Below are 19,647 nucleotides of genomic sequence, written 5' to 3'. Positions count from 1 at the left end.
CAATACAATCAAGGAAAAGAATAACATATAACTATCTATATATCATTATAAAATATTTATTTTTATGGCAGGAAAAAACATTTTTTAACAGAATACTAAATGTTTGATTACATTTTATTGGAGTGGATAATATGTCTTTTCAAATTCGTGAAGCAACGATAGATGATATAGACGCACTTTGTTCTTTAACGAAAGAATTAAAAGGTTCCTCTATTTCCTATGAAGATATGAACAATCGATTACAATTCGTACAAATGAGTCCGTTTGATTTTTTATATGTTTACGAGGAAGAAGAAACTATATTTGGATTACTTGGATTTCGTATACGTGAAAATTTAGAAGATGTAACACGTTATGGAGAGATTTCAATTATTAGCGTTGATTCTAACATACGACGTAAAGGCATTGGACAAGTTTTGATGGATTATGCAGAACAATTAGCAAAGAAACATAATTGCATTGGCACATGGCTAGTTAGTGGAACAAAAAGAGTAGAAGCTCATCCTTTTTACAAAAAATTAGGCTATGAGGTAAATGGCTACCGATTTGTAAAACATTTTTAAACTACTTATAAATTGAAGGGGCTATAACTATGACAAACATTAAAGCAATTTTCATTGATCGTGACGGTACAATTGGTGGTGACACTACAATACATTATCCAGGATCTTTTACATTATTTCCATTTACAAAAACATCCTTGCAAAAACTAAAAGCTAAGAATATAAAAATTTTCTCTTTCACAAATCAACCTGGGATTGCAGATGGAATAGCAACTGTAGCCGATTTTGTACAAGAATTAGAAGGCTTCGGTTTTGATGATATTTATGTATGTCCTCATAAACACGGTGATGGTTGTGAATGCCGTAAACCGAGTACAGGCATGCTGCTTAAAGCAGCAAAAAAACATGGGCTTGATTTAACACAATGTGCTGTAGTTGGTGATCGCTGGACTGATATTGTTGCAGGAGCAAAAGTAAATGCGACAACGATTCTAGTCCGAACAGGCGCTGGGTATGATGCTTTGCATACGTACCGAGACAAATGGGCACATATTGAACCAAACTACATTGCAGATAACTTTGAAGATGCAACAAACTGGGTTTTAAATCAACTATAATACAAAGGTAGCAAGTTCCCTTTTGATAAGCAGACATTGCAATTCAAATTATATTTTTTATTACTAACAGCAATTAACGTAAAGAAGGAATAGCTTAGTGGCTATCCCTTCTTTATTGACTTCTATTATTTACATTTGTTATCTGTTTTTATTGAGTATTCTCATCGTTTTTATACTCCAAAATATCCCCTGGCTGACACTCCAAAGCTTTACATATCGCTTCTAATGTTGAAAAACGAACCGCTTTTGCTTTCCCATTTTTCAAAATAGAAAGATTCGCCATCGTAATTTCAACCTTCTCCGAAAGCTCCGTTACACTCATCTTTCGTTTTGCTAACATGACGTCAATATTAATAATAATTGTCATATCCGCCACCTCAAACTGTCAAATCATTTTCTGATTTTATGTTAATTGCTTCTTGTAGAAGGCGTTGAAGGATAGCGGTAAAAACAGCGCTAACGAACGAAGCAAAAATGATAATAAGTCCCACTAACCCAATAGGAGGTTCCATTTTCTTCGCTATAAAATGAAAAAGTGGCAAACCTAATACATACAAACCACTGATTGTAACTGCACAGCGCTTTATATTCTTTAACGACTTTACAGATAATTCCGAGAACGCTGTGTTCTCGTCAATATACTGTAAAAGATTGAAAGCCTGATAAAGAGCAACATAAAAAGGCACAGCTGCTCCATACATCACAATGAAAACAAGATATTTTATCGGAGCGATATTAGGATACAAATTCGCTACAAAATTCGCCATTTCCGGCACTAAAAATATGCATAAGGCAAGCACTGCAATTCCAGAAAGAAAAATAATTACTTTTAAGAACGTTGTTGAACTTCATTTAAGATTCATTTACAATAACTCACTTATTTAATGACAACATAATTTTATCACATAATTTATCGTTTAACAATAAATAAATATCGTTTTATCGTTATTGTCATACTTTTTAATTTAGGCAAAAATAAAAAAGAATTTCTCATTACAAAGAAATTCTTTTTCTTGAAAATGCCTCTTTCAACTTAATTTTTTAAAACGTTAATTCGTAATGGAAATAACGATTATCTCTCAAATAACCATTTTCAGCATATAATCGTTGTGCTGATAAATTATCAATCTCTGTTTGTAATTTTACACCTTTTGCTCCATTTTCTAATGCGTATTCTTTAGCAGCTTCTAATAATTTTTTACCTGTTCCGGCTCCACGCTTCGCCGCTTGTACAAATAAATCATTTAAAATCCATAATTCTTTCATTGAAATGGAAGAAAATGATGGATATAGTTGTGTGAACCCAATATATTCGCCGTCTTCAACTGCTACGAAAATAACGGACTCTTTTTTCTCAATTCGGTTTCGTAAAAATACTTTTGCCCCTTCTAAATCAGAATCCTGCCTATAAAACATGCGATAGTTATTAAAAACTGATGCTAGTCCATCTAAATCTGCAATTGTTGCCTCATATATTCTCATTTTACTCCATTCCCCTTCCAATACTGTCTCATTATATCCGTTGCCCATTTAGGCTGGTGTATTTCTTCTTTCGGCATAAACTCTTTCATTATTGGTTTTATATCCAATATAGGAGTGCCATCAATAGCATCTAATCCCTCAACAATAATTGATTTACCTTCTCTTTTGATCACCTTTACAATTGTTACACCTATGCGATTCGGGCGATTTTTCCCGCGCTGTGCAAAAATACCTACTTCAGGATAATCCTTATTATTTCTAGGATGTCTAGCAAAATACTGAATTTGCTCGTCAGTTACTTTATGAAAATAAAAAACAACTTCAATATGAGAAAAATCTTCAATCCCTTGTATACTTTCTTCTGCATACATTTCAGTTAAAGTTATACGGGATCTTACTTCTCCCCACTCATCATCTTTTATTTCCTTTCTTTCATTATGTACAAATGCGATTGGTTGAACTGAAAACATGCGCATTCCCCCTTAAATGTAACCACTTACATTATAAAATATTTTCTGAATGTTTTCCAGATATATGAATTTAGTTTACATAATATAATTACATTCTATCTAGAGCTACCTTGACTGCTTCAATTGCATGTATATGAGTCGTATCAAATATCGGGACAGATACGTCTTCTTGCTTTATTAATAACCCTATTTCTGTACAACCTAATATGATTCCCTGTGCTCCTTTTTGCACTAACTCTTCGATGACTCTTTTATAATATTCTCTAGATTGAGATACTATTTTTCCTAAACATAATTCTGTATATATTACTTTATTTATTTCTTTTCTATTTTTTTCTGATGGTACTATTACTTTTATATTATTTTCTTCTATACGTGACTTATAGAAATCTTGCTCCATTGTATATGTAGTTCCAAGCAGACCAACCTTTTGAATGTCTTTTCTTTTAATTGCTTTTGCAGTTGCATCAGCAATATGTAAGACTGGAATATCAATTTTCGCCTTTATTTTTCCAACTACCTTATGCATTGTATTTGTACAAATGATTATAAAGTCTGCTCCTCCCTTTTGTAATGAATATGCCGCATTCCCTAGAATTTCTCCAGCACCACCCCAATCTCCGCTAGACTGACATCGTTCAATCTCTTCAAAATCCACACTATTAATCAAACATTTTGCTGAATGTAGCCCTCCTAATCTCTCTTTTATTTCTTCATTAATAATTCGATAATATTCAGAAGTTGATTCCCAACTCATACCACCTATAAGACCTATCGTTTTCATATAAACAACACCTACCTAAACTTTTTTATAAAACTAATAACAACGTTTTATTGTATATATTATACATAATAAAACAAGACTTTAAGTTTGAAATATAAAGTCTTGTTTTACGGAATTTAATATGGAAATAATAAAGAGTAATTGTACTTTCATTTCCAAGGAAATTTTTATAGAATATTCTGAAATTAACAATCTGATGTTTTTATAAATTCTTTATACTTATAATTAAAACACTCTCGATACAACGCTTTGATTTCATCATATGATGGAACACGTGGGTTATTAGCTGGGCTACCACTTTCAATTGCATCTGATGCCATTTTAGAAATAGCATTTTCAAATTCAATTTCATCGATTCCATATTCTTTTAAATTTGGAATACGAAGATCAAAGCAAAGTTTTTTTATTTCCCCAAGCGTGTAGTCTGCTACTTCCTCATCAGAATTCGAATACAAATCCTTATTTAAACTACGTCCAATTTTTGCTAACCTTTTCACTGCACTTGTTTTTGTAAACTCTAACACTGTAGGTAATAGTATGGCATTTGATATTCCATGCGGTACATGAAATAATGCTCCCACTGGCCTTGACATTCCATGAACTAATGTAACTGATGCATTAGAAAATGCAATTCCAGCTTGTAAGGAAGCAATCATCATCGCTTCTCTTGCCTCCATATTACGTCCATCTTCATATGCTATACGTAAATATTTCATAATACTTTCAATAGCTGAAAGAGCAAGTACATCTGTAAGTGGCTGTGAAAATTTAGAAATATAAGCTTCAATCGCATGACATAACGCATCTATTCCTGTTGCTGCCGTAATTTGTGGTGGTAACGAACTTGTCAAAACTGGATCTATAATTGCTACTTTCGGTATAAAACTAGGATGCTTCATCATCATTTTTACATCTGTTTTTTTATTCGTAATTACTGCTACACTTGTAACTTCCGATCCAGTACCAGAAGTTGTTGGAATTGCAATAAGTGGTAGTGGATTGTTTTCTATTTCAATATCCTTTTCGACATAATCCTCAACTTCTCCACCATTTGTATATAAAACCGCTACTGCTTTCGCAGCATCAATACAACTTCCACCACCAATACCGATAATAAAATCACACTTTTCCTCTTTACAAAGAGATAAGGCTTCTAACACGTGTATATTTGTAGGTTCAGCATCCACTTTATTATATGTACTAACAGTAATACTTTTCTTATTTAGTTGTTGTATACACTTTTCAAGATATCCTAATTTCTCCATAATTGTATCAGTAACTATAAAAGCTCTTTTCCCTAACTTTTTTGATTGTTCCCCCAGTTTTTCAAGCGAATTCCTTCCATATAATACCGACTTTGGCATACGAAACTCAGAAACTTCTTGCAAGTACTCCACCCCTTCTTATCCTAATTAATATTTTATGATATAAATTATCGATTTGATGAATCTTTACGATTCGAATTTTTAATAGAGTCCTGTTAAAGTATAGAACGCGATAACTAAAAATACAGCAACCGTTTTCAAAATTGTAATAGCAAATATATCTTTATAGGACTGTTTATGTGTTAATCCTGTTACTGTAAGAATAGTAATAATAGCCCCGTTATGCGGTAGTGTATCCATTCCTCCTGATGCCATTGATACGATACGGTGCATAACTTCTAATGGAATATCAAATTGATTGGCCGCTGCAATAAATTTATCTCCCATTGCACTTAATACTATTCCCATTCCTCCTGATGCAGAGCCTGTAATTCCAGCTAAAATATTCGTCGTTACTGCACCATTCACTAACGGATTTGTGAAAGTAGCAGAGATGCCATCTCTCATAATTACGAAGCCTGGAAGTGCTGCAATGACACCACCGAATCCAAACTCAGCTCCTGTATTCATCGTTGCAAGTAGCGCTCCACCAATACTTGTATTCAATCCAGCTTGGAAACCTGTTACTACTCGCTTCCAATATAATAATAACGTTGTTAAGATCCCTATAATAAGTGCCAATTCTACAGACCAAATTCCTACTACTGCACTTAATTCTACTTTTCCAAATGCTTTCATACCAATTGCAGAAAAATCAAAACCGCTTGGATACCACTTTGGTATCATAATAGTAAACACTTTATTCATTACACCTACTAAAATAAGTGGTATAAATGCAATAAGTTGTTGTGCTCTTGTAATTTCAATGTTATTAATTAATGGCATATTTTTTTGTTCTAATTGCAAAGATGCTGCCATTTCAGTATTTCCATCATTAAAACCAAAATATCCTTCACCTGCCGCTTTTGCCTTCTTACGTCTACTCTCTAAATATAGTAAACCTAATGTAAGAACAAAAATTGCTCCTACAATGCCGAGTATCGGTGCAGCATAAATATTCGTTTTAAAAAATGTTGTAGGTATTACATTTTGAATTTGTGGTGATCCAGGTAGCGCATCCATTGTAAACGTTACTGCTCCAAGAACAATCGTTCCAGGGATTAAACGCTTTGGAATATTAGCTTGTCGAAACAACTTAGCTGCGAACGGATAAACAGCAAACACTACTACATACACACTAACACCACTATACGTTAAAATAGCCCCCATTAATACAATCGCTAATATAGTACGTTTTTCACCAACTAACTCAATAATCGTTTTTGCGATAGAATCTGCAATTCCTGACATTTCCACTACTTTTCCAAATATTGCTCCTAATAAAAACACAGGAAAATATAACTTTATAAATCCAACCATTTTCTCCATAAAGATATTAGAAAAGAAAGGTAATACATAACTAGGTTCTGTCAAAAATACTGCAAATAATGCAAATATCGGTGCGAATAAAATAACAGAAAAGCCTCTATATGCTACGAACATAAGTAAACTTAGTGCTAATAATATAATAACTAACTCCAATTTTACCCCTCCATTAAACAGAATATTCTAAAATTTATTGATAAACTTCTACTAATCTTTTAATTCTGACATCCCTCCTCTTATTCATACAATTTTTTCATGCTAAAAATGTCTAATTATAAATATTCGATTACATATGAAAAATCCCTTTAAACAGAAACGAATTCCTCATCATACGTTATAAAGTGATTGTTAGTACCTATATTTACTGATTTATTAAAATTTTTCCTACACAAAAATGATACAGTTCTTCAACATCTTTCACTATGTAAGTCGCACTAACTTCAGTCAGTTCTTTCTCACAGCCATAGCCATATAAAACACCAATTGAAGCAATTCCATTCTGATTCGCACCTATTATATCGTGCTTTCTATCACCAATCATTATCATTTCTTCTTTATTTAGTTCTTCATTTGTTTGTAAAATATGAGCAATTATTTCTTCTTTTTTTATTCTCGTACCATCTAAATTACTTCCAATGATATCTTCGAAATAATTCGTTAATTGAAAATGCTCTATAACTTGTTTCGCAAATACAGTGGGCTTTGAAGTAGCTACGAATATGCGATTTCCTGAACTTTTTAATTGTTGCAAGAGCTTCAGAATCCCTTCGTATACATTATTTTCAAACAATCCACGCTGCTTTAAATACTCACGGAAGTAAAAAACTGCACGTTCAACCTCTCCTTCACTCATATTATATCTCTCTACGAATGATTGCTGAATAGGAGGACCTATAAATGAATCTAACTCACTTATATGTACTTCTTCAATTCCTACTTTTTTTAACGCATACAAAACCGAATTTACAATCCCTTCTTTCGGATCCGTTAAAGTTCCATCTAAATCAAATAGAAATGTTTTATACATGTTTCATTCCTCCACTTAATTTGCTGTATAAATAACTGCTAACATCTCTTCCACTTCTCCCTATTATACTATCATTATCTATTTTTTCGAAAAATCAATTTCCATATGTCACATACTTTCAGTTACAAAATACGATAGATATGATAAAGTAAAAAAGTTACAATTATTTTAATAGAAACTGGTGAAACAAATGTCAATTACGTTAATTTTTATAATGGCTTTCACAATTGTAATCCACGCAGTTGAAACAAGCTCTTATAGTATTCGATTAGCGGGGGTTCGTTTAAAGAAGATTGCTGTCGCATTATCCGTCGTAGGAATCGTATTACTCATTTCAAGAACGTCAAACTTACTACAAGCCTTTTTACTTGGCGGGATTGTGGACGAAGCAAAACTAGATCCTTCTATTGATTTAGAGCATATTATACGTCTTGTACTATTATCTGCTTCTATCGGTACATTGCTTGCGATTATACTGTATCCAACTTTGACAAAACTATTTGGATATGTCATTCAAAACTTTGAAACAGACGGTTCTTTCATTCGAATGATGAAAACGAATAACATTCAAAAATTAAAGTACACAAAAAAATATGTCCGCTTTCCAAAGTTAGAAATGATTCATAGACTGCGTATCGGTGGTATTCCAAAGCGTATTATGCTTATTAACATGTTTGCTACTGCTATTTATACAGCGGGAGTTCTTTCCGCACTATATGCTTCTTTTTTAATTCCAGCTTTCGCAACAAAAGCCACTACAGCTTCCGGTCTTATTAATGGTTTTGCTACTATTTTATTAACAGTGCTACTAGATCCACGTATTGCTCTTTTAACAGAGCGAGCTCTTCAATCAGAAGAAGGTGCTGAAGCAATGAGTAAAATGTATGCTTGGCTAATGATTTCTAGACTTTTTGGTACATTACTAGCTCAACTGTTATTCATACCAGGTGCTTACTGGATTACATGGATTATAAAGCTTATGAATTAAATTTACTCTCTAAAAAAAAAGCAGGTGAGATAACAAATGACTATACAAACAGAACAAGATATCATTCGCTTAATAGAAAACGACGAATGGATGATGAATGTATTACAAATGGCAAAATCACTAGAGTTACCTGATTGGTGGGTTTGTGCCGGCTTTGTTCGTTCTAAAATTTGGGATACTTTACATGACTATGAAGCTAAAACGGCTATGCCTGATGTTGATGTGATTTATTATGATAGTCTACATCAAGATGAGATATACGAACAATCATTAGAAACGAAGTTAATGAATATTGATGCTACTATCCCTTGGTCTGTAAAAAATCAAGCTCGTATGCATGTAGTGAATAATATGCCACCATATTCTTCTTCTGTTAATGCTATTTCTAAATTCCCTGAAACAGCAACGGCTTTAGGAGTTACACTTGATGAACTAAACAATGTTATATTAACAGCCCCATGTGGTATTGAAGATGTCCTTTCCTTACAAGTGAGACCAACAGCTCATTTTCTTAAATCGAAAGAACGATTACATATGTACAAAAACAGAGTTATAAAAAAGAATTGGCAAAGTAAGTGGCCTAACATCACAATCACATATCCAGAAATTTAGAAAGAGTGCCTCTCATTTATAGAAGCACCCTTTTCTTCATTTCAAAAAATGTATGACTGTTTCTGCAAATCTATCTGCTTCCTCATAATGAGGTGAATAACCGCTCTCTTCAAATACGATATACTTGCCGTTTCGGGCATCTTTATTAAATGTTTTAATTTGTTCTTCACACGTTACTACATCATGTTTTCCTACTATTAATAACATTAGATTTTGTACATCTTTTATTTTTGATAATAATGATGTATGACATGCTCCCTCTAATTTTAATCTATCAAAGTGCATTTTGGAGCGATTTGAAAATATTTCCCACTCTTCATCACTGTATAAACTCTCATCTGTCCTATCTTCCTTATTATTGTAAATCTCCATTCTTTTTTCTTCTAATTCAGCGCTTAATCTTATATAAGCTTCTAACAACTCTTCTGAACTAGCATCGCTAGATGAATAAGCAAAGCACTCTTTTGCTACTTCTTCTTTTCCACACTTTTTTAATAAATGCCCTGTCTTTTGCAACAAAGCTCTACTTGTTAATGCAAAATCAAAAGTTGGTCCTTCAAATATTATTTTCTCTATTGAACTTGGATATATCGACGCATAAAGCAATGCTACATATCCACCGAAAGAATGTCCAATTATAGACCACTTCTCAATTTGTAATACTTTTTTTAATTCCTCACAGTCTTCAATCAAATCATTTAATCCAAAAGCTTCGTCTTCAGTAATTTTTTCTGAACGACCAACACCTCTTTGATCTATCATAATTACATATAGAGAATCTTTTAAACGTTCCGCTTGATGAAATGAAAAATCATAACAACTCTCTCCTGGTCCACCATGCAAGTATAAGACTGGCTTATTTTTAGGATTTCCATGTGTTTCAACGTATAGCTTTCTCCCTCTAATATTCATATACTCTCCTGTTTCTATCAAATTCGCCATAAACATCACCATCTTCTTTTTTTACTGAATATTATAACATTTATTGTTAAATAATCCCTATTACATTTAAAAAGACGATAATGATTGCGAGCGGTGCTACAAATCGAAGTAAAAATGCCCAACAAGTAAATACTTTCTTTCCATAATTTCCACCTACAAAAAACTCTGCTTCTAGTATCTTCTTTTCCATTTTGAATGAAACGAAAATACTAATAAATAGTGCTCCAAGTGGCATTAATATATTACTAGATAAGAAGTCTACTGCATCAAAAATATTCTTTCCGAAAATCGTAATATCACTCCATACTCCAAATGATAACGCTGATGGTATACCTACTAAGAAAATGCCGAAACCGATCAGCCATGATAATTTCGTTCTCTTTTCTTGTTCACCATTTGCTAATGCTGAAACAACAGTTTCTAGTAGAGAAAATGCCGATGTTAATGTCGCAAATGTAAATAGTGCAAGGAATACTGTTAAGAAAAATCCACCGAATGGGATTTGACTAAATACAGATGGTAATACGATAAATAGTAATCCAGGTCCTTCTGTCGGCTCCATTCCTAATGAAAATACGGCCGGAAAAATGGCAAGACCTGCAAATAAAGAAACAAATAAATTCAATCCAACAATTGTTATTGCTGATTTTGGTAAACTTTCTTTTTTATTTAAATAGGAACTATAGGTAACCATAATTGAAATCCCGATACTAATTGCAAAGAATGATTGCCCCATTGCGAACAAAATACTTTCCGAAGTAATCTTTGAGAAATCTGGTTGTAAGAAAAACTTCACACCTTTCATAGCATCATCAAGTGTTAACGAACGAATAATAAGAGCGACAAATAAAACGAACAATGCTGGCAACATATATTTACTTGCTTTTTCAATTCCGTTTTGTACACCCTTTGATACAACCCATATCGTAATGAACATAAAAGCGAAATGTCCCATAATAGCCCAAGTGGGATTCCCAATTGTTTCAGTAAATAATGCTCCGTAATTTTGTCCCGGTGCAATTAGTTGTCCAGTAATTCCTCTGAATAAATAAATTAACACCCATCCACCTACAACACTATAAAATGAAAGTAGTATAAAACACGTTCCAACACCAAGGCGTCCAATCCAGTGCCACCCTGTATTTGGTGCAATACTTTTAAATGCGCCAACTGCTTGTTTCTGCGTACTACGTCCAATCATAAATTCAGCTATAAGTAGTGGTAATCCAATTAATATAGTAAATAATATAAAGATTAAAAAGAATGCTCCTCCCCCGCTCTTCCCGGCGATATAAGGAAACTTCCATATTGCGCCAAGTCCAATTGCTGATCCTGCTGCAGCCATTATAAAACCTAATTTCGAAGTCCATTGCTCCGTTTGTTTCATCTCATTTTCCTCCTAATTAAATCTTTTTATATAGATAAATAAATTTTATAGACCTATCCAAATAAACCCTCCACTTCTTTTTCCATATAATAAAAAAATGGCCTAGCATCTCTATATAAAGAGACGCTAAGCCATTTACTTAACGCGGTACCACCCTTATTGATTCCATTATGAATCCACCTTAGTAGTAATCGTTTGATTACAAACCTAATATCGAAGGTTAACCGTTAAGATTTACTAAGAATGTGATTCCGTTCCACCTTACTGCTCCTAGGCGAGTTCAGGATGTCATTTGACTATGTCGCACCAACCCATAGCTCTCTGTACAAATACATGACCTTACTACTCCTATTCAATACATTGTAATATTTAGAATATATTTTCTTTTGAAATTAATATGAAGTATATCGGTTATATTTGTAACTGTCAAGGGGTATATTAATTTTTTGTCGAAATGGTTCATATTGATAACTCACTTTTACTAAGCTTATTAGCAAAAGAAAGAGTCTATATTTTCATCTTTTCAAACGAACTATAAAAAGAATCTTCGCGATAATCGCGAAGATTCTTTTTACGGTATAAGACGAGTACAATCTCTCGGAAAAGCACTCGCCTCTCGTACATTTGTTAATTCTAATAGTTTATATACAATCCTTTCTAACCCAATTCCGAAACCTCCATGCGGGGGACAACCGTATCGGAATGTATTTAAATAAGATTGAAATTTCTCTGGGTGTAATCCTTTTTCTTTAAACGAAGCGAGTAACATTTCATAATTATGAATTCGCTGTGCCCCTGACGTTATTTCTAACCCTTTATATAATAAGTCGAATGAATCAGTAATAGCTGGATTCTCTTTATTTTGCATCGTATACATCGGTCTCGCTTCTTTCGGATAATGTGTAATGAAAACAAATTCACTATTATATGTTTCCTTTACATATTTCCCTAGTAACTTTTCACCTTCTGTATCTAAATCCCCTACAGGAGATTCTTTACGATACTTACTTTTCAAAATTTCTTGTGCTTCTAACAATGTAATTTTAGGTATTTCAGTAATAACAGGTACTTCTATTTGTAATAGTTGTAGTTCTATTTCACATTTTTTCGCTACTTGTTGAAACATATATCGTAAAACATCCGTTTCTAGTTGCATCACTTCATAAAAATCATGAATAAAACCAAGTTCTACGTCTAACGATATATATTCATTCAAATGACGGGAAGAATTATGATGTTCCGCTCTATATACAGGTGCAATTTCAAAAACTCGTTCTAACCCACCTGCCACCATCATTTGCTTATAGAACTGTGGTGATTGTGCTAAATAAGCTTCTTTTTGGAAGTATGGAAGCTTAAAAACATTTGCTCCTCCTTCTGCCCCTTGCGAAACAATTTTCGGCGTAAAGATCCGTGTGAAATCGTTCTCTATAAGAAATTCACTAAAGCTCTGAACGAGTATAGATTTCACTTTAAAAATCGCTGCGGTTCGCTCATGCCTTAATGATATTACTCGCTCATTAAGTAGTTGATCTAAGCCCACTTGTAACTTCTTTTTATTTATTTCAAATGGAAGTGGTTCTGCACCGTTTATTACTTTCACTTCATGAGCAAGTACTTCAACACCCAATTCTGTTTTCGACGTCTCGACTATTTCACCGATTACATGGACAACACTTTCTACATCAACTTTATATCCAGCCAATCCATTCTCTAATACACATTGAATTACTCCTGTTCTGTCCCGTAATAATAAAAAACTAACATTTCCAAGATGCCGAATTTTTTTTACCCATCCTTGAAGTAATACAACCTTTCCACTTTGTTCCATACATTCTTTTGTGAGTGAACGCTTCATTATTGAATTCATTATTTTTCCCTCCAGTAATTTTATATTTATTTACGTTATTGTTGTCATCGTCATCATCCACGGTCACTCACCCCCTTTCAAAGAATACAAAAATCCGCCCCTATAAATAGGGACGGATTTTTTTCCGCGGTACCACCCAAATTGTCATACTGACCATCTTAGCCCTGATAACGGTAGGTACCGTTTGCTTTTACTAATAATCACGTTCAAAGCAACACTCACAGGTGTCTTTCCATCATGCGGTATCACAACCTTCTCAGCAACCGGCTGCTCTCTGTAGACCTTTGCACCATGTACTTTTCCTGATCATCACTTTTTATATTTACAGAGTATTCTAACTTCTAGCTTTATAAAATGCAAGAATTTTTTTGAAACATTCTGATTTTCTAACTCCTAACTGCTTCTAAAACGGGAAAAGTTAATTTTGTAATACATATTCTTATGTATTAAATCCGAAATTACACATCTAATATTTTCCTAATTTTTACATAAAAACCGTATTTTTCACGCATATTAATAAACAAATTTAAAGTGAGGTGTGCATATGCAAAAAGCAATTAGTTTCTTTCTCCTATTGTTTTGTCTAATTGTAGTAAACGAAACATACGCCTATTCACCAAAATCTTTACCAATCTCTCAAAACTCTGGTCAATGGCTAGTGAATATTGATAAACCGAAAAAAACAAACAAAAATATGCTTCAAGCTAAAAAAACTGAATTTCAAACATATCATTTTTCAGTAAAGAATATCGGGAATAGTGAAGTATATAACGTAAACGTCGAAGTATTCCGCAACGAACCAAATAAGAAAACGAAATATGAACTCTTTTCCCTAAAGGAAAGTCGTTTAGCAAGTGGAAAAACTGGATTTGAACACGCTAATTTACCTGTTGCTACAAAAGCGGATGAGGTTGATGTTATTATTACATGGCAAGAACACCCATTCCGATTGATGCGAAATGGTCAAAAAGTTGAATCTAGAAAATTTAAAGAACATTTTGTTTTTAAAGAAGCTAAAAAGTAAATGGGATACGGATATATTCACACTATCATTGATATAGCTTTATTTACTAGTACCAGTTCGTAAGCAAATTAAAAAGTCGTGGCTTATAATGCCACGACTTTTTATATTAATTCGTACTAATGCCTCTCGCTGCCCAAATACGATCGATATCAGCAGCATGTTGTCCGCCATATAAAAGAGCATCTGCTTGCTTAATCGCTTTTGCTCCATCACTGAATTTAGAGTTTGGTGTTAATGACCAGTGTGATTGTAAAATGATTTTTGTTGCTACATCACGGCCAAAAGCTTGTGCCATTTCGTATTGACCTTGTGCCCAAATTTCACCATCATCATGCACTTCATTCGTTATATCTTTCGGATATACTTTATTCGTATCTAATCGGCGTAAGCATGTTGGATCTGAACTAGAGTAAGCTGTCGCATCCCATTCTCCAACACATGCTTTTCCGTATCCTGTAGTCGATACTGCATCTTCATATGTAGCACCTAAGAAGTCGCCAAATCCTTCTCCCATCGCTCCGCCTTCTGCTGAACTACCAAAGCCAGGAACTTGGTTATCTTGAATCGAATGCCCATACTCATGTGCGATAATACCAGCATCTTCTGCATCATCAACACCGCCAGTACCGAAAGTTAAAGCTTTTGTTGATGGAGAATAGAATGAATTATCATCAGTTGTACCATTAACATTCACTTTTATCGAACGGTTATTAATATTTTTAAAACCTAACCCTTGAATGTAACGCTGTAATGTATCGATATGATAATACGACATCACATCTTCAAAGCTATCATTTGCACGTGTATAGTTAAATTGTAAATTCGTAGATTTTGTTTTCGCTTTTGAAGAAATCGTTACATATTCTCCAATTAAAAATCCTGTTCCATCTAAACCTTTTAACGTAACAGTTTTCAGTTGGTTCGTTAGAGCTGTTGAATCTGCATCGTTATTATCTTTTAAGCCTACTTTACTACCGCTAGATACTACTGGGTTAGGTAAAAATACTTTTCCTGACCCTTCAGCTTTTCGGTTTATATCAACCTTTTTAATTAACTTTCCATTTTCTGCATCAATAAATGTTTCCCATGCACCAAATGGATTATTAGAATGGACTACAACTTTATATACTGGACGAGCCATTCCTTCTTCAACAATATATCCGAATTCTTTCTCTGTAGGAGCCCATAAGTTTTGCTCACTTGCTTCTCCAACATACGCCATTGATTTTTGTATTGCATCTTTCTCACTAATTTTTGTCGTTACTTCCTTCACACCTGTAACAGGCTGATAATCAGAAACAGCGAGTACTCCCTTTCCTTCTCCGTTAAGAGTAACTGTAATTTGTTTTGAAAATACAGGAGCACCGTTAACAACTTGTTGGAACCTAACATATGAAGCTACTGACGTTTCTGTTGTAGAAATATATTGCAAGTCTGAAAGGTCTGCCTTCAATCCATACTGCGCAGCATTTTCTTTTAAATATTCAGTTGCTTTTTTCTGTGGCGAATAAGCTTCTAACTTTACTTGCTGTTGTTTTTCCAATGCCGAAACCGTAGAAATCGTCCCCATTACTAACGGCACAGTCATTGCCATTGCCACCATTTTTTTATTAAACATAGAACCACTCCCCCTAATAAAGTAGCTCAACCTTATCCCGTTACCACTCAGCAATCATTCTCCACAAAATGGAGGGATAAAAATTGAATCTAGGAGTAATTCTCTATGGACAATTCTATTACCTTTCCATTTGAGGTAAGTGAAATTTTCTCAATATTTATGTGTAAAGTGAAAACAATACTGTAGAAATATATTTCTACAGTATTGTTTTCGGTACGCTATGAAAAAAGAAAATTGCTAGTGATCCTATCGAATGTATAGTCAAATAAATTCTAATCATACAAAAAAGGAAGTTGGAATCATTCCAACTTCCTTTTTTCTTTAATTAGCCGCACTTAATTTAATTCTAAGTTTTGTCTCACCTAAAGAAAGTTCATCGTCTTCGTTCGTTAAGTGACCAAATGTAAATTGTTTAACGAGTAAGTTTTCTTCCAATAAATCTTTATGGTTCGTTAACGTTCGCTGTAGCTCTACTTCTGTATCGAGAATAACATCGACTCGTAAATTAACTGGTAAATTCAACTGTTTACGATATTCTTGAACCGCACGAATGAATTCACGCGCTACTCCTTCTTGTAACAATTCTTCCGTTACATTCGTATCTAACATAACTGTGTATTGTCCGTTAGTCGTATTAGAGAATCCTGATTTTGCAACTTTCTCAACTAACACATCTTCAGCAGTTACAACTACTTCTTCTCCTGGTGTTGCTTCGTAAACTGCTCTTCCTGTTGATACAAAGTTTTGCACTTCTTCTTGTGATAATTGTTTTAGCCAACCATTCACTGCATTCACATTTTTACCGAACTTCGGCCCCGCTGTTTTAAAATTAAGCTTCAATTGATATGATGTGTATTTTGTTTCATCGAGTTCAACATGGAACGCTTTTACATTTAACTCATCCATAACGATATCACGATAAGATTCCCAATCCATATCATTCTCGTTATGCTCAAGTAATACAAGTTCTGCTAGCGGCTGTTTTACTTTTAAAGAATGCTGATTACGGTTACTTCTTCCAAGTTCAACAACTTGTAAAACAGCATCCATTTCCGCTTCTAATTTCGGCTGAAGTAGTAATTCATTTACAACTGGATAATCAGCTAAATGAACACTACTTCCTTCTAAATTAAGATGAATGTCTTCCGCGACAAACGGTGTGAATGGTGCAATTAATTTACTAATTGTTACAAGTACTTCATGAAGTGTCTCATACGCAGCAGCTTTTTCAGCGTTCATACCAGATTCCCAGAAACGATTACGTGAGCGTCTTACATACCAGTTACTCACTTCATCTACAAGTGCTGCAATTTCACGAGCTGCATTCGTAAATTGATAATCATCAAGTGCTGTTCTCACTTTTTTCGTTGTACTATGCAATCTTGATAATACCCATTCGTCTAATTTCGTAAGCTTTACATTATACGTTTCTTTCGGATTATACTCATCTAAATTTGCATATAAAACGTAGAAGCTATACACATTGACTAATGTATCTACAAATTTAGATTTCGCTTCCAGTACTGTTCTTTCAGAAAAACGCTTCGCATTCCACGGGGCACTATCAACAAGTAAAGCCCATCTTAGCGCATCTGCACCAAACTTATCTACTAAATCAACTGGGTCTAGTGCATTCCCTTTACTTTTAGACATTTTCTGTCCTTCTTCATCTAAGACATGCCCTAATGATAACACTCGTTTATACGGTACTTTTCCTGTATACAGTGCTGAGACTGCTAATAAACTATAAAACCAGCCGCGTGTTTGATCAATTCCTTCTGCAATAACATCCGCTGGAAACTGCTCTTCAAATAACTCTTTATTTTTAAATGGGTAATGATATTGTGCAAATGGCATAGAACCACTATCAAACCAAACATCAATTACTTCTGGTGTACGATTCATTGTTCCTCCGCATTTCCCGCAGCAGACTTGCACTTCATCTACATAAGGCTTATGCAATTCCAAATCTTCTGGTGTTTCGTTCGTACTATGCTTTCTTAATTCAGCAATGCTTTTCGGTGCGAACTGATGATTACAACTTTCACATTCCCATACGTTTAATGGCGTTCCCCAATATCTATTTCGGCTAATATTCCAGTCCACCATATTTTCTAAAAACTTACCAAATCGTCCATGTTTCATATGATCCGGATACCAAGTAACAGAATCATTATTTTGTAAAAATGTATCTTTAATTGCAGTTGTTCGGATTAACCAACTTTCTCCTGCATAATAAAGTAGTGGTGAATCACAACGCCAGCAATGCGGATAGCTATGTTCATATTTTTCTTTATGATACAGTAAACCTTCCTTCGCTAAATAACGAACGATATCCACGTCACAATCTTTTACAAATTTTCCTTTCAAAAATGGTACTGCTTCTGTATACTCACCTTTTTCATCTACAACGTGCAAGAATGACAATCCTTCACTTTGAACGACTCTATAATCATCCTCTCCATATGCTGGAGCAATATGAACAAGTCCTGTACCACTATCTGCTGTTACAAAATCTGCTGCGATAACGCGGTAACCATTTGTAACTTCTTTCATCGGAAATGGGGCTGCATAAGATGTGTTTAATAATTCTTCGCCTTTATGAACAGATAATACTTCATAATTCTCTTTTAATACTTCTTGTACACGTTCTTTCGCAACAATATATACATGACCTTCTTGTTTTGCTTTAACGTATTCCATATTTGGATGGACAGCAAGCGCTACGTTTGCTGGAAGTGTCCAAGGTGTCGTTGTCCAACCTAAGAAATACTCATTTTCACTATCTTTCACTTTAAACTTCACAGTTGCACTTAAATCTTTTACTGTTTTATACCCTTGTGCAACCTCATGTGAGCTCAATGAGGTTTGGCAGCTTGGGCAGTATGGTGAAACTCTATGTCCTTTATATAACAATCCTTTTTCATGGATCGTCCCCAAAATATGCCATACACTTTCGATATATGGATTCTCTAAAGTTACATATGGATCATCCATATCTACCCAATAACCAATACTTTCAGTGAATTCACGCCACTGCTTTTCATATGTGAAAACACTCTCTTTACACTTTTGAATAAATGGTTCAATACCATATTCTTCGATCTCATTTTTACCAGAAATACCAAGTTGCTTCTCAACACCTAGTTCTACAGGTAAACCGTGTGTATCCCATCCTGCTTTTCTTACTACTTTATAACCAGCCATCGTTTTATATCTTGCTACTAAATCTTTAATTGCCCGACCAAGTGCATGGCCGACGTGTGGTAAACCGTTCGCCGTTGGTGGCCCTTCATAAAACACAAACGATTGCGCGCCTTCTCGATTCTGAATTGATTGTTCAAAAATGCTTTGTTCGTTCCACTGCTTACGAATACGTGTTTCTCTCCCTACAGCTGACTCTTTTACATCTACTTTCTTCATCTACAATCACTCCTTTGAATGTTTTAAAAGCACACAAAAAACCCGCCCCTATGAAGTAGGGACGGGTTTACCCGCGTTACCACCCTAATTCTATTAGCTTTTCACTAATAGCGCTTAGCAACGTACTATCATACGTGTTCTTTGTAACGG

The 19,647-nt window shown here is 34.2% G+C and carries 18 protein-coding genes and 3 other annotated features (1 of these 21 running past the window's edge); of the genes, 5 read left to right on the top strand and 13 right to left on the bottom strand.

All coding sequences use genetic code 11. The features are described 5' to 3' along the window. Positions 1-131: 131 nt before the first annotated feature. The gene (locus MR167_RS08560; RefSeq protein WP_016077782.1) at positions 132-563 is read left to right on the top strand and encodes a GNAT family N-acetyltransferase; all 432 of its coding nucleotides are present in this window, start codon (positions 132-134) and stop codon (positions 561-563) included. 29 nt (positions 564-592) lie between these two features. After that, positions 593-1,120 (top strand): HAD-IIIA family hydrolase, encoded by a 528-nt coding sequence (locus MR167_RS08555; protein ID WP_000181782.1) that lies wholly within the window; start codon positions 593-595, stop codon positions 1,118-1,120. Between the two features lie 148 nt (positions 1,121-1,268). Here the strand turns inward: MR167_RS08555 and MR167_RS08550 are convergent, their stop codons facing one another. The 8 genes from MR167_RS08550 to MR167_RS08515 form a co-directional block, all read right to left on the bottom strand. Beyond that, a complete protein-coding gene (locus MR167_RS08550; RefSeq protein WP_000152531.1) occupies positions 1,269-1,487 on the bottom strand; it encodes a helix-turn-helix domain-containing protein in 219 nt (72 codons plus the stop codon). A 10-nt stretch (positions 1,488-1,497) separates the two neighbouring features. Next, complete coding sequence (locus tag MR167_RS08545) at positions 1,498-1,944, bottom strand: DUF2975 domain-containing protein (protein ID WP_033668863.1); 447 nt, start codon at positions 1,942-1,944, stop codon at positions 1,498-1,500. A 217-nt stretch (positions 1,945-2,161) separates the two neighbouring features. Then, complete coding sequence (locus tag MR167_RS08540) at positions 2,162-2,602, bottom strand: GNAT family N-acetyltransferase (RefSeq protein WP_001223866.1); 441 nt, start codon at positions 2,600-2,602, stop codon at positions 2,162-2,164. After that, entirely contained in the window at positions 2,599-3,072 is a 474-nt protein-coding gene (locus MR167_RS08535) for an SAM-dependent methyltransferase (protein ID WP_000493250.1), read from the bottom strand. Before MR167_RS08535 ends, MR167_RS08540 begins: the two co-directional genes overlap by 4 nt. Before the next feature lie 88 nt (positions 3,073-3,160). Beyond that, positions 3,161-3,856 carry an aspartate/glutamate racemase family protein gene (locus MR167_RS08530; RefSeq protein WP_242314387.1) on the bottom strand — a complete coding sequence of 232 codons (696 nt, stop codon included), beginning with the start codon at positions 3,854-3,856 and terminating at the stop codon, positions 3,161-3,163. A gap of 185 nt (positions 3,857-4,041) precedes the next feature. Then, a complete protein-coding gene (locus tag MR167_RS08525; protein WP_001158664.1) occupies positions 4,042-5,244 on the bottom strand; it encodes an iron-containing alcohol dehydrogenase in 1,203 nt (400 codons plus the stop codon). 78 nt (positions 5,245-5,322) lie between these two features. Beyond that, positions 5,323-6,762 (bottom strand): GntP family permease, encoded by a 1,440-nt coding sequence (locus MR167_RS08520; RefSeq protein ID WP_000424339.1) that lies wholly within the window; start codon positions 6,760-6,762, stop codon positions 5,323-5,325. Positions 6,763-6,967: 205 nt separating this feature from the next. Beyond that, positions 6,968-7,633, bottom strand: a complete 666-nt coding sequence (locus MR167_RS08515; protein ID WP_242314386.1) for an HAD family hydrolase — start codon at positions 7,631-7,633, stop codon at positions 6,968-6,970. A gap of 190 nt (positions 7,634-7,823) precedes the next feature. Here MR167_RS08515 and MR167_RS08510 point away from each other — a divergent pair, with 190 nt between their 5' ends. Both MR167_RS08510 and MR167_RS08505 read left to right on the top strand, forming a co-directional pair. Next, complete coding sequence (locus MR167_RS08510; RefSeq protein WP_000028911.1) at positions 7,824-8,621, top strand: lipid II flippase Amj family protein; 798 nt, start codon at positions 7,824-7,826, stop codon at positions 8,619-8,621. Between the two features lie 36 nt (positions 8,622-8,657). Continuing rightward, positions 8,658-9,233, top strand: a complete 576-nt coding sequence (locus MR167_RS08505) for a nucleotidyltransferase family protein (protein ID WP_016077786.1) — start codon at positions 8,658-8,660, stop codon at positions 9,231-9,233. A gap of 36 nt (positions 9,234-9,269) precedes the next feature. Here the strand turns inward: MR167_RS08505 and MR167_RS08500 are convergent, their stop codons facing one another. From MR167_RS08500 to aspS, 3 genes are all read right to left on the bottom strand, one after another. Then, positions 9,270-10,175 carry an alpha/beta fold hydrolase gene (locus tag MR167_RS08500; RefSeq protein ID WP_242314385.1) on the bottom strand — a complete coding sequence of 302 codons (906 nt, stop codon included), beginning with the start codon at positions 10,173-10,175 and terminating at the stop codon, positions 9,270-9,272. Positions 10,176-10,221: 46 nt separating this feature from the next. Further along, positions 10,222-11,562, bottom strand: a complete 1,341-nt coding sequence (locus tag MR167_RS08495; RefSeq protein WP_000814513.1) for a sodium-dependent transporter — start codon at positions 11,560-11,562, stop codon at positions 10,222-10,224. A gap of 116 nt (positions 11,563-11,678) precedes the next feature. Further along, positions 11,679-11,927 (bottom strand) — a binding site (T-box leader). A gap of 206 nt (positions 11,928-12,133) precedes the next feature. Continuing rightward, positions 12,134-13,432: an aspartate--tRNA(Asn) ligase gene (aspS, locus tag MR167_RS08490; protein ID WP_242314384.1), complete on the bottom strand. Its 1,299-nt coding sequence runs from the start codon at positions 13,430-13,432 to the stop codon at positions 12,134-12,136. Between the two features lie 105 nt (positions 13,433-13,537). After that, positions 13,538-13,751 (bottom strand) — a binding site (T-box leader). A gap of 225 nt (positions 13,752-13,976) precedes the next feature. On the opposite strand from aspS, the gene MR167_RS08485 reads away from it, so the two are divergent. Further along, on the top strand, positions 13,977-14,456 hold the full coding sequence (locus tag MR167_RS08485) for a hypothetical protein (RefSeq protein ID WP_001167924.1): 480 nt from the start codon (positions 13,977-13,979) through the stop codon (positions 14,454-14,456). A 106-nt stretch (positions 14,457-14,562) separates the two neighbouring features. Here the strand turns inward: MR167_RS08485 and MR167_RS08480 are convergent, their stop codons facing one another. Then, the gene (locus MR167_RS08480) at positions 14,563-16,074 is read right to left on the bottom strand and encodes a M36 family metallopeptidase (RefSeq protein ID WP_000482263.1); all 1,512 of its coding nucleotides are present in this window, start codon (positions 16,072-16,074) and stop codon (positions 14,563-14,565) included. Positions 16,075-16,395: 321 nt separating this feature from the next. Further along, on the bottom strand, positions 16,396-19,497 hold the full coding sequence (gene ileS / locus MR167_RS08475) for an isoleucine--tRNA ligase (protein ID WP_242314382.1): 3,102 nt from the start codon (positions 19,495-19,497) through the stop codon (positions 16,396-16,398). Between the two features lie 54 nt (positions 19,498-19,551). Then, positions 19,552-19,647 (bottom strand) — a binding site (T-box leader) (it continues 144 nt past the right edge of the window).

The organism is Bacillus cereus group sp. BfR-BA-01355, assembly GCF_022663675.1.
Classification (GTDB): Bacteria; Bacillota; Bacilli; order Bacillales; family Bacillaceae_G; genus Bacillus_A; species Bacillus_A thuringiensis_S.
This window is presented reverse-complemented; position numbering and strand designations above follow the sequence as displayed.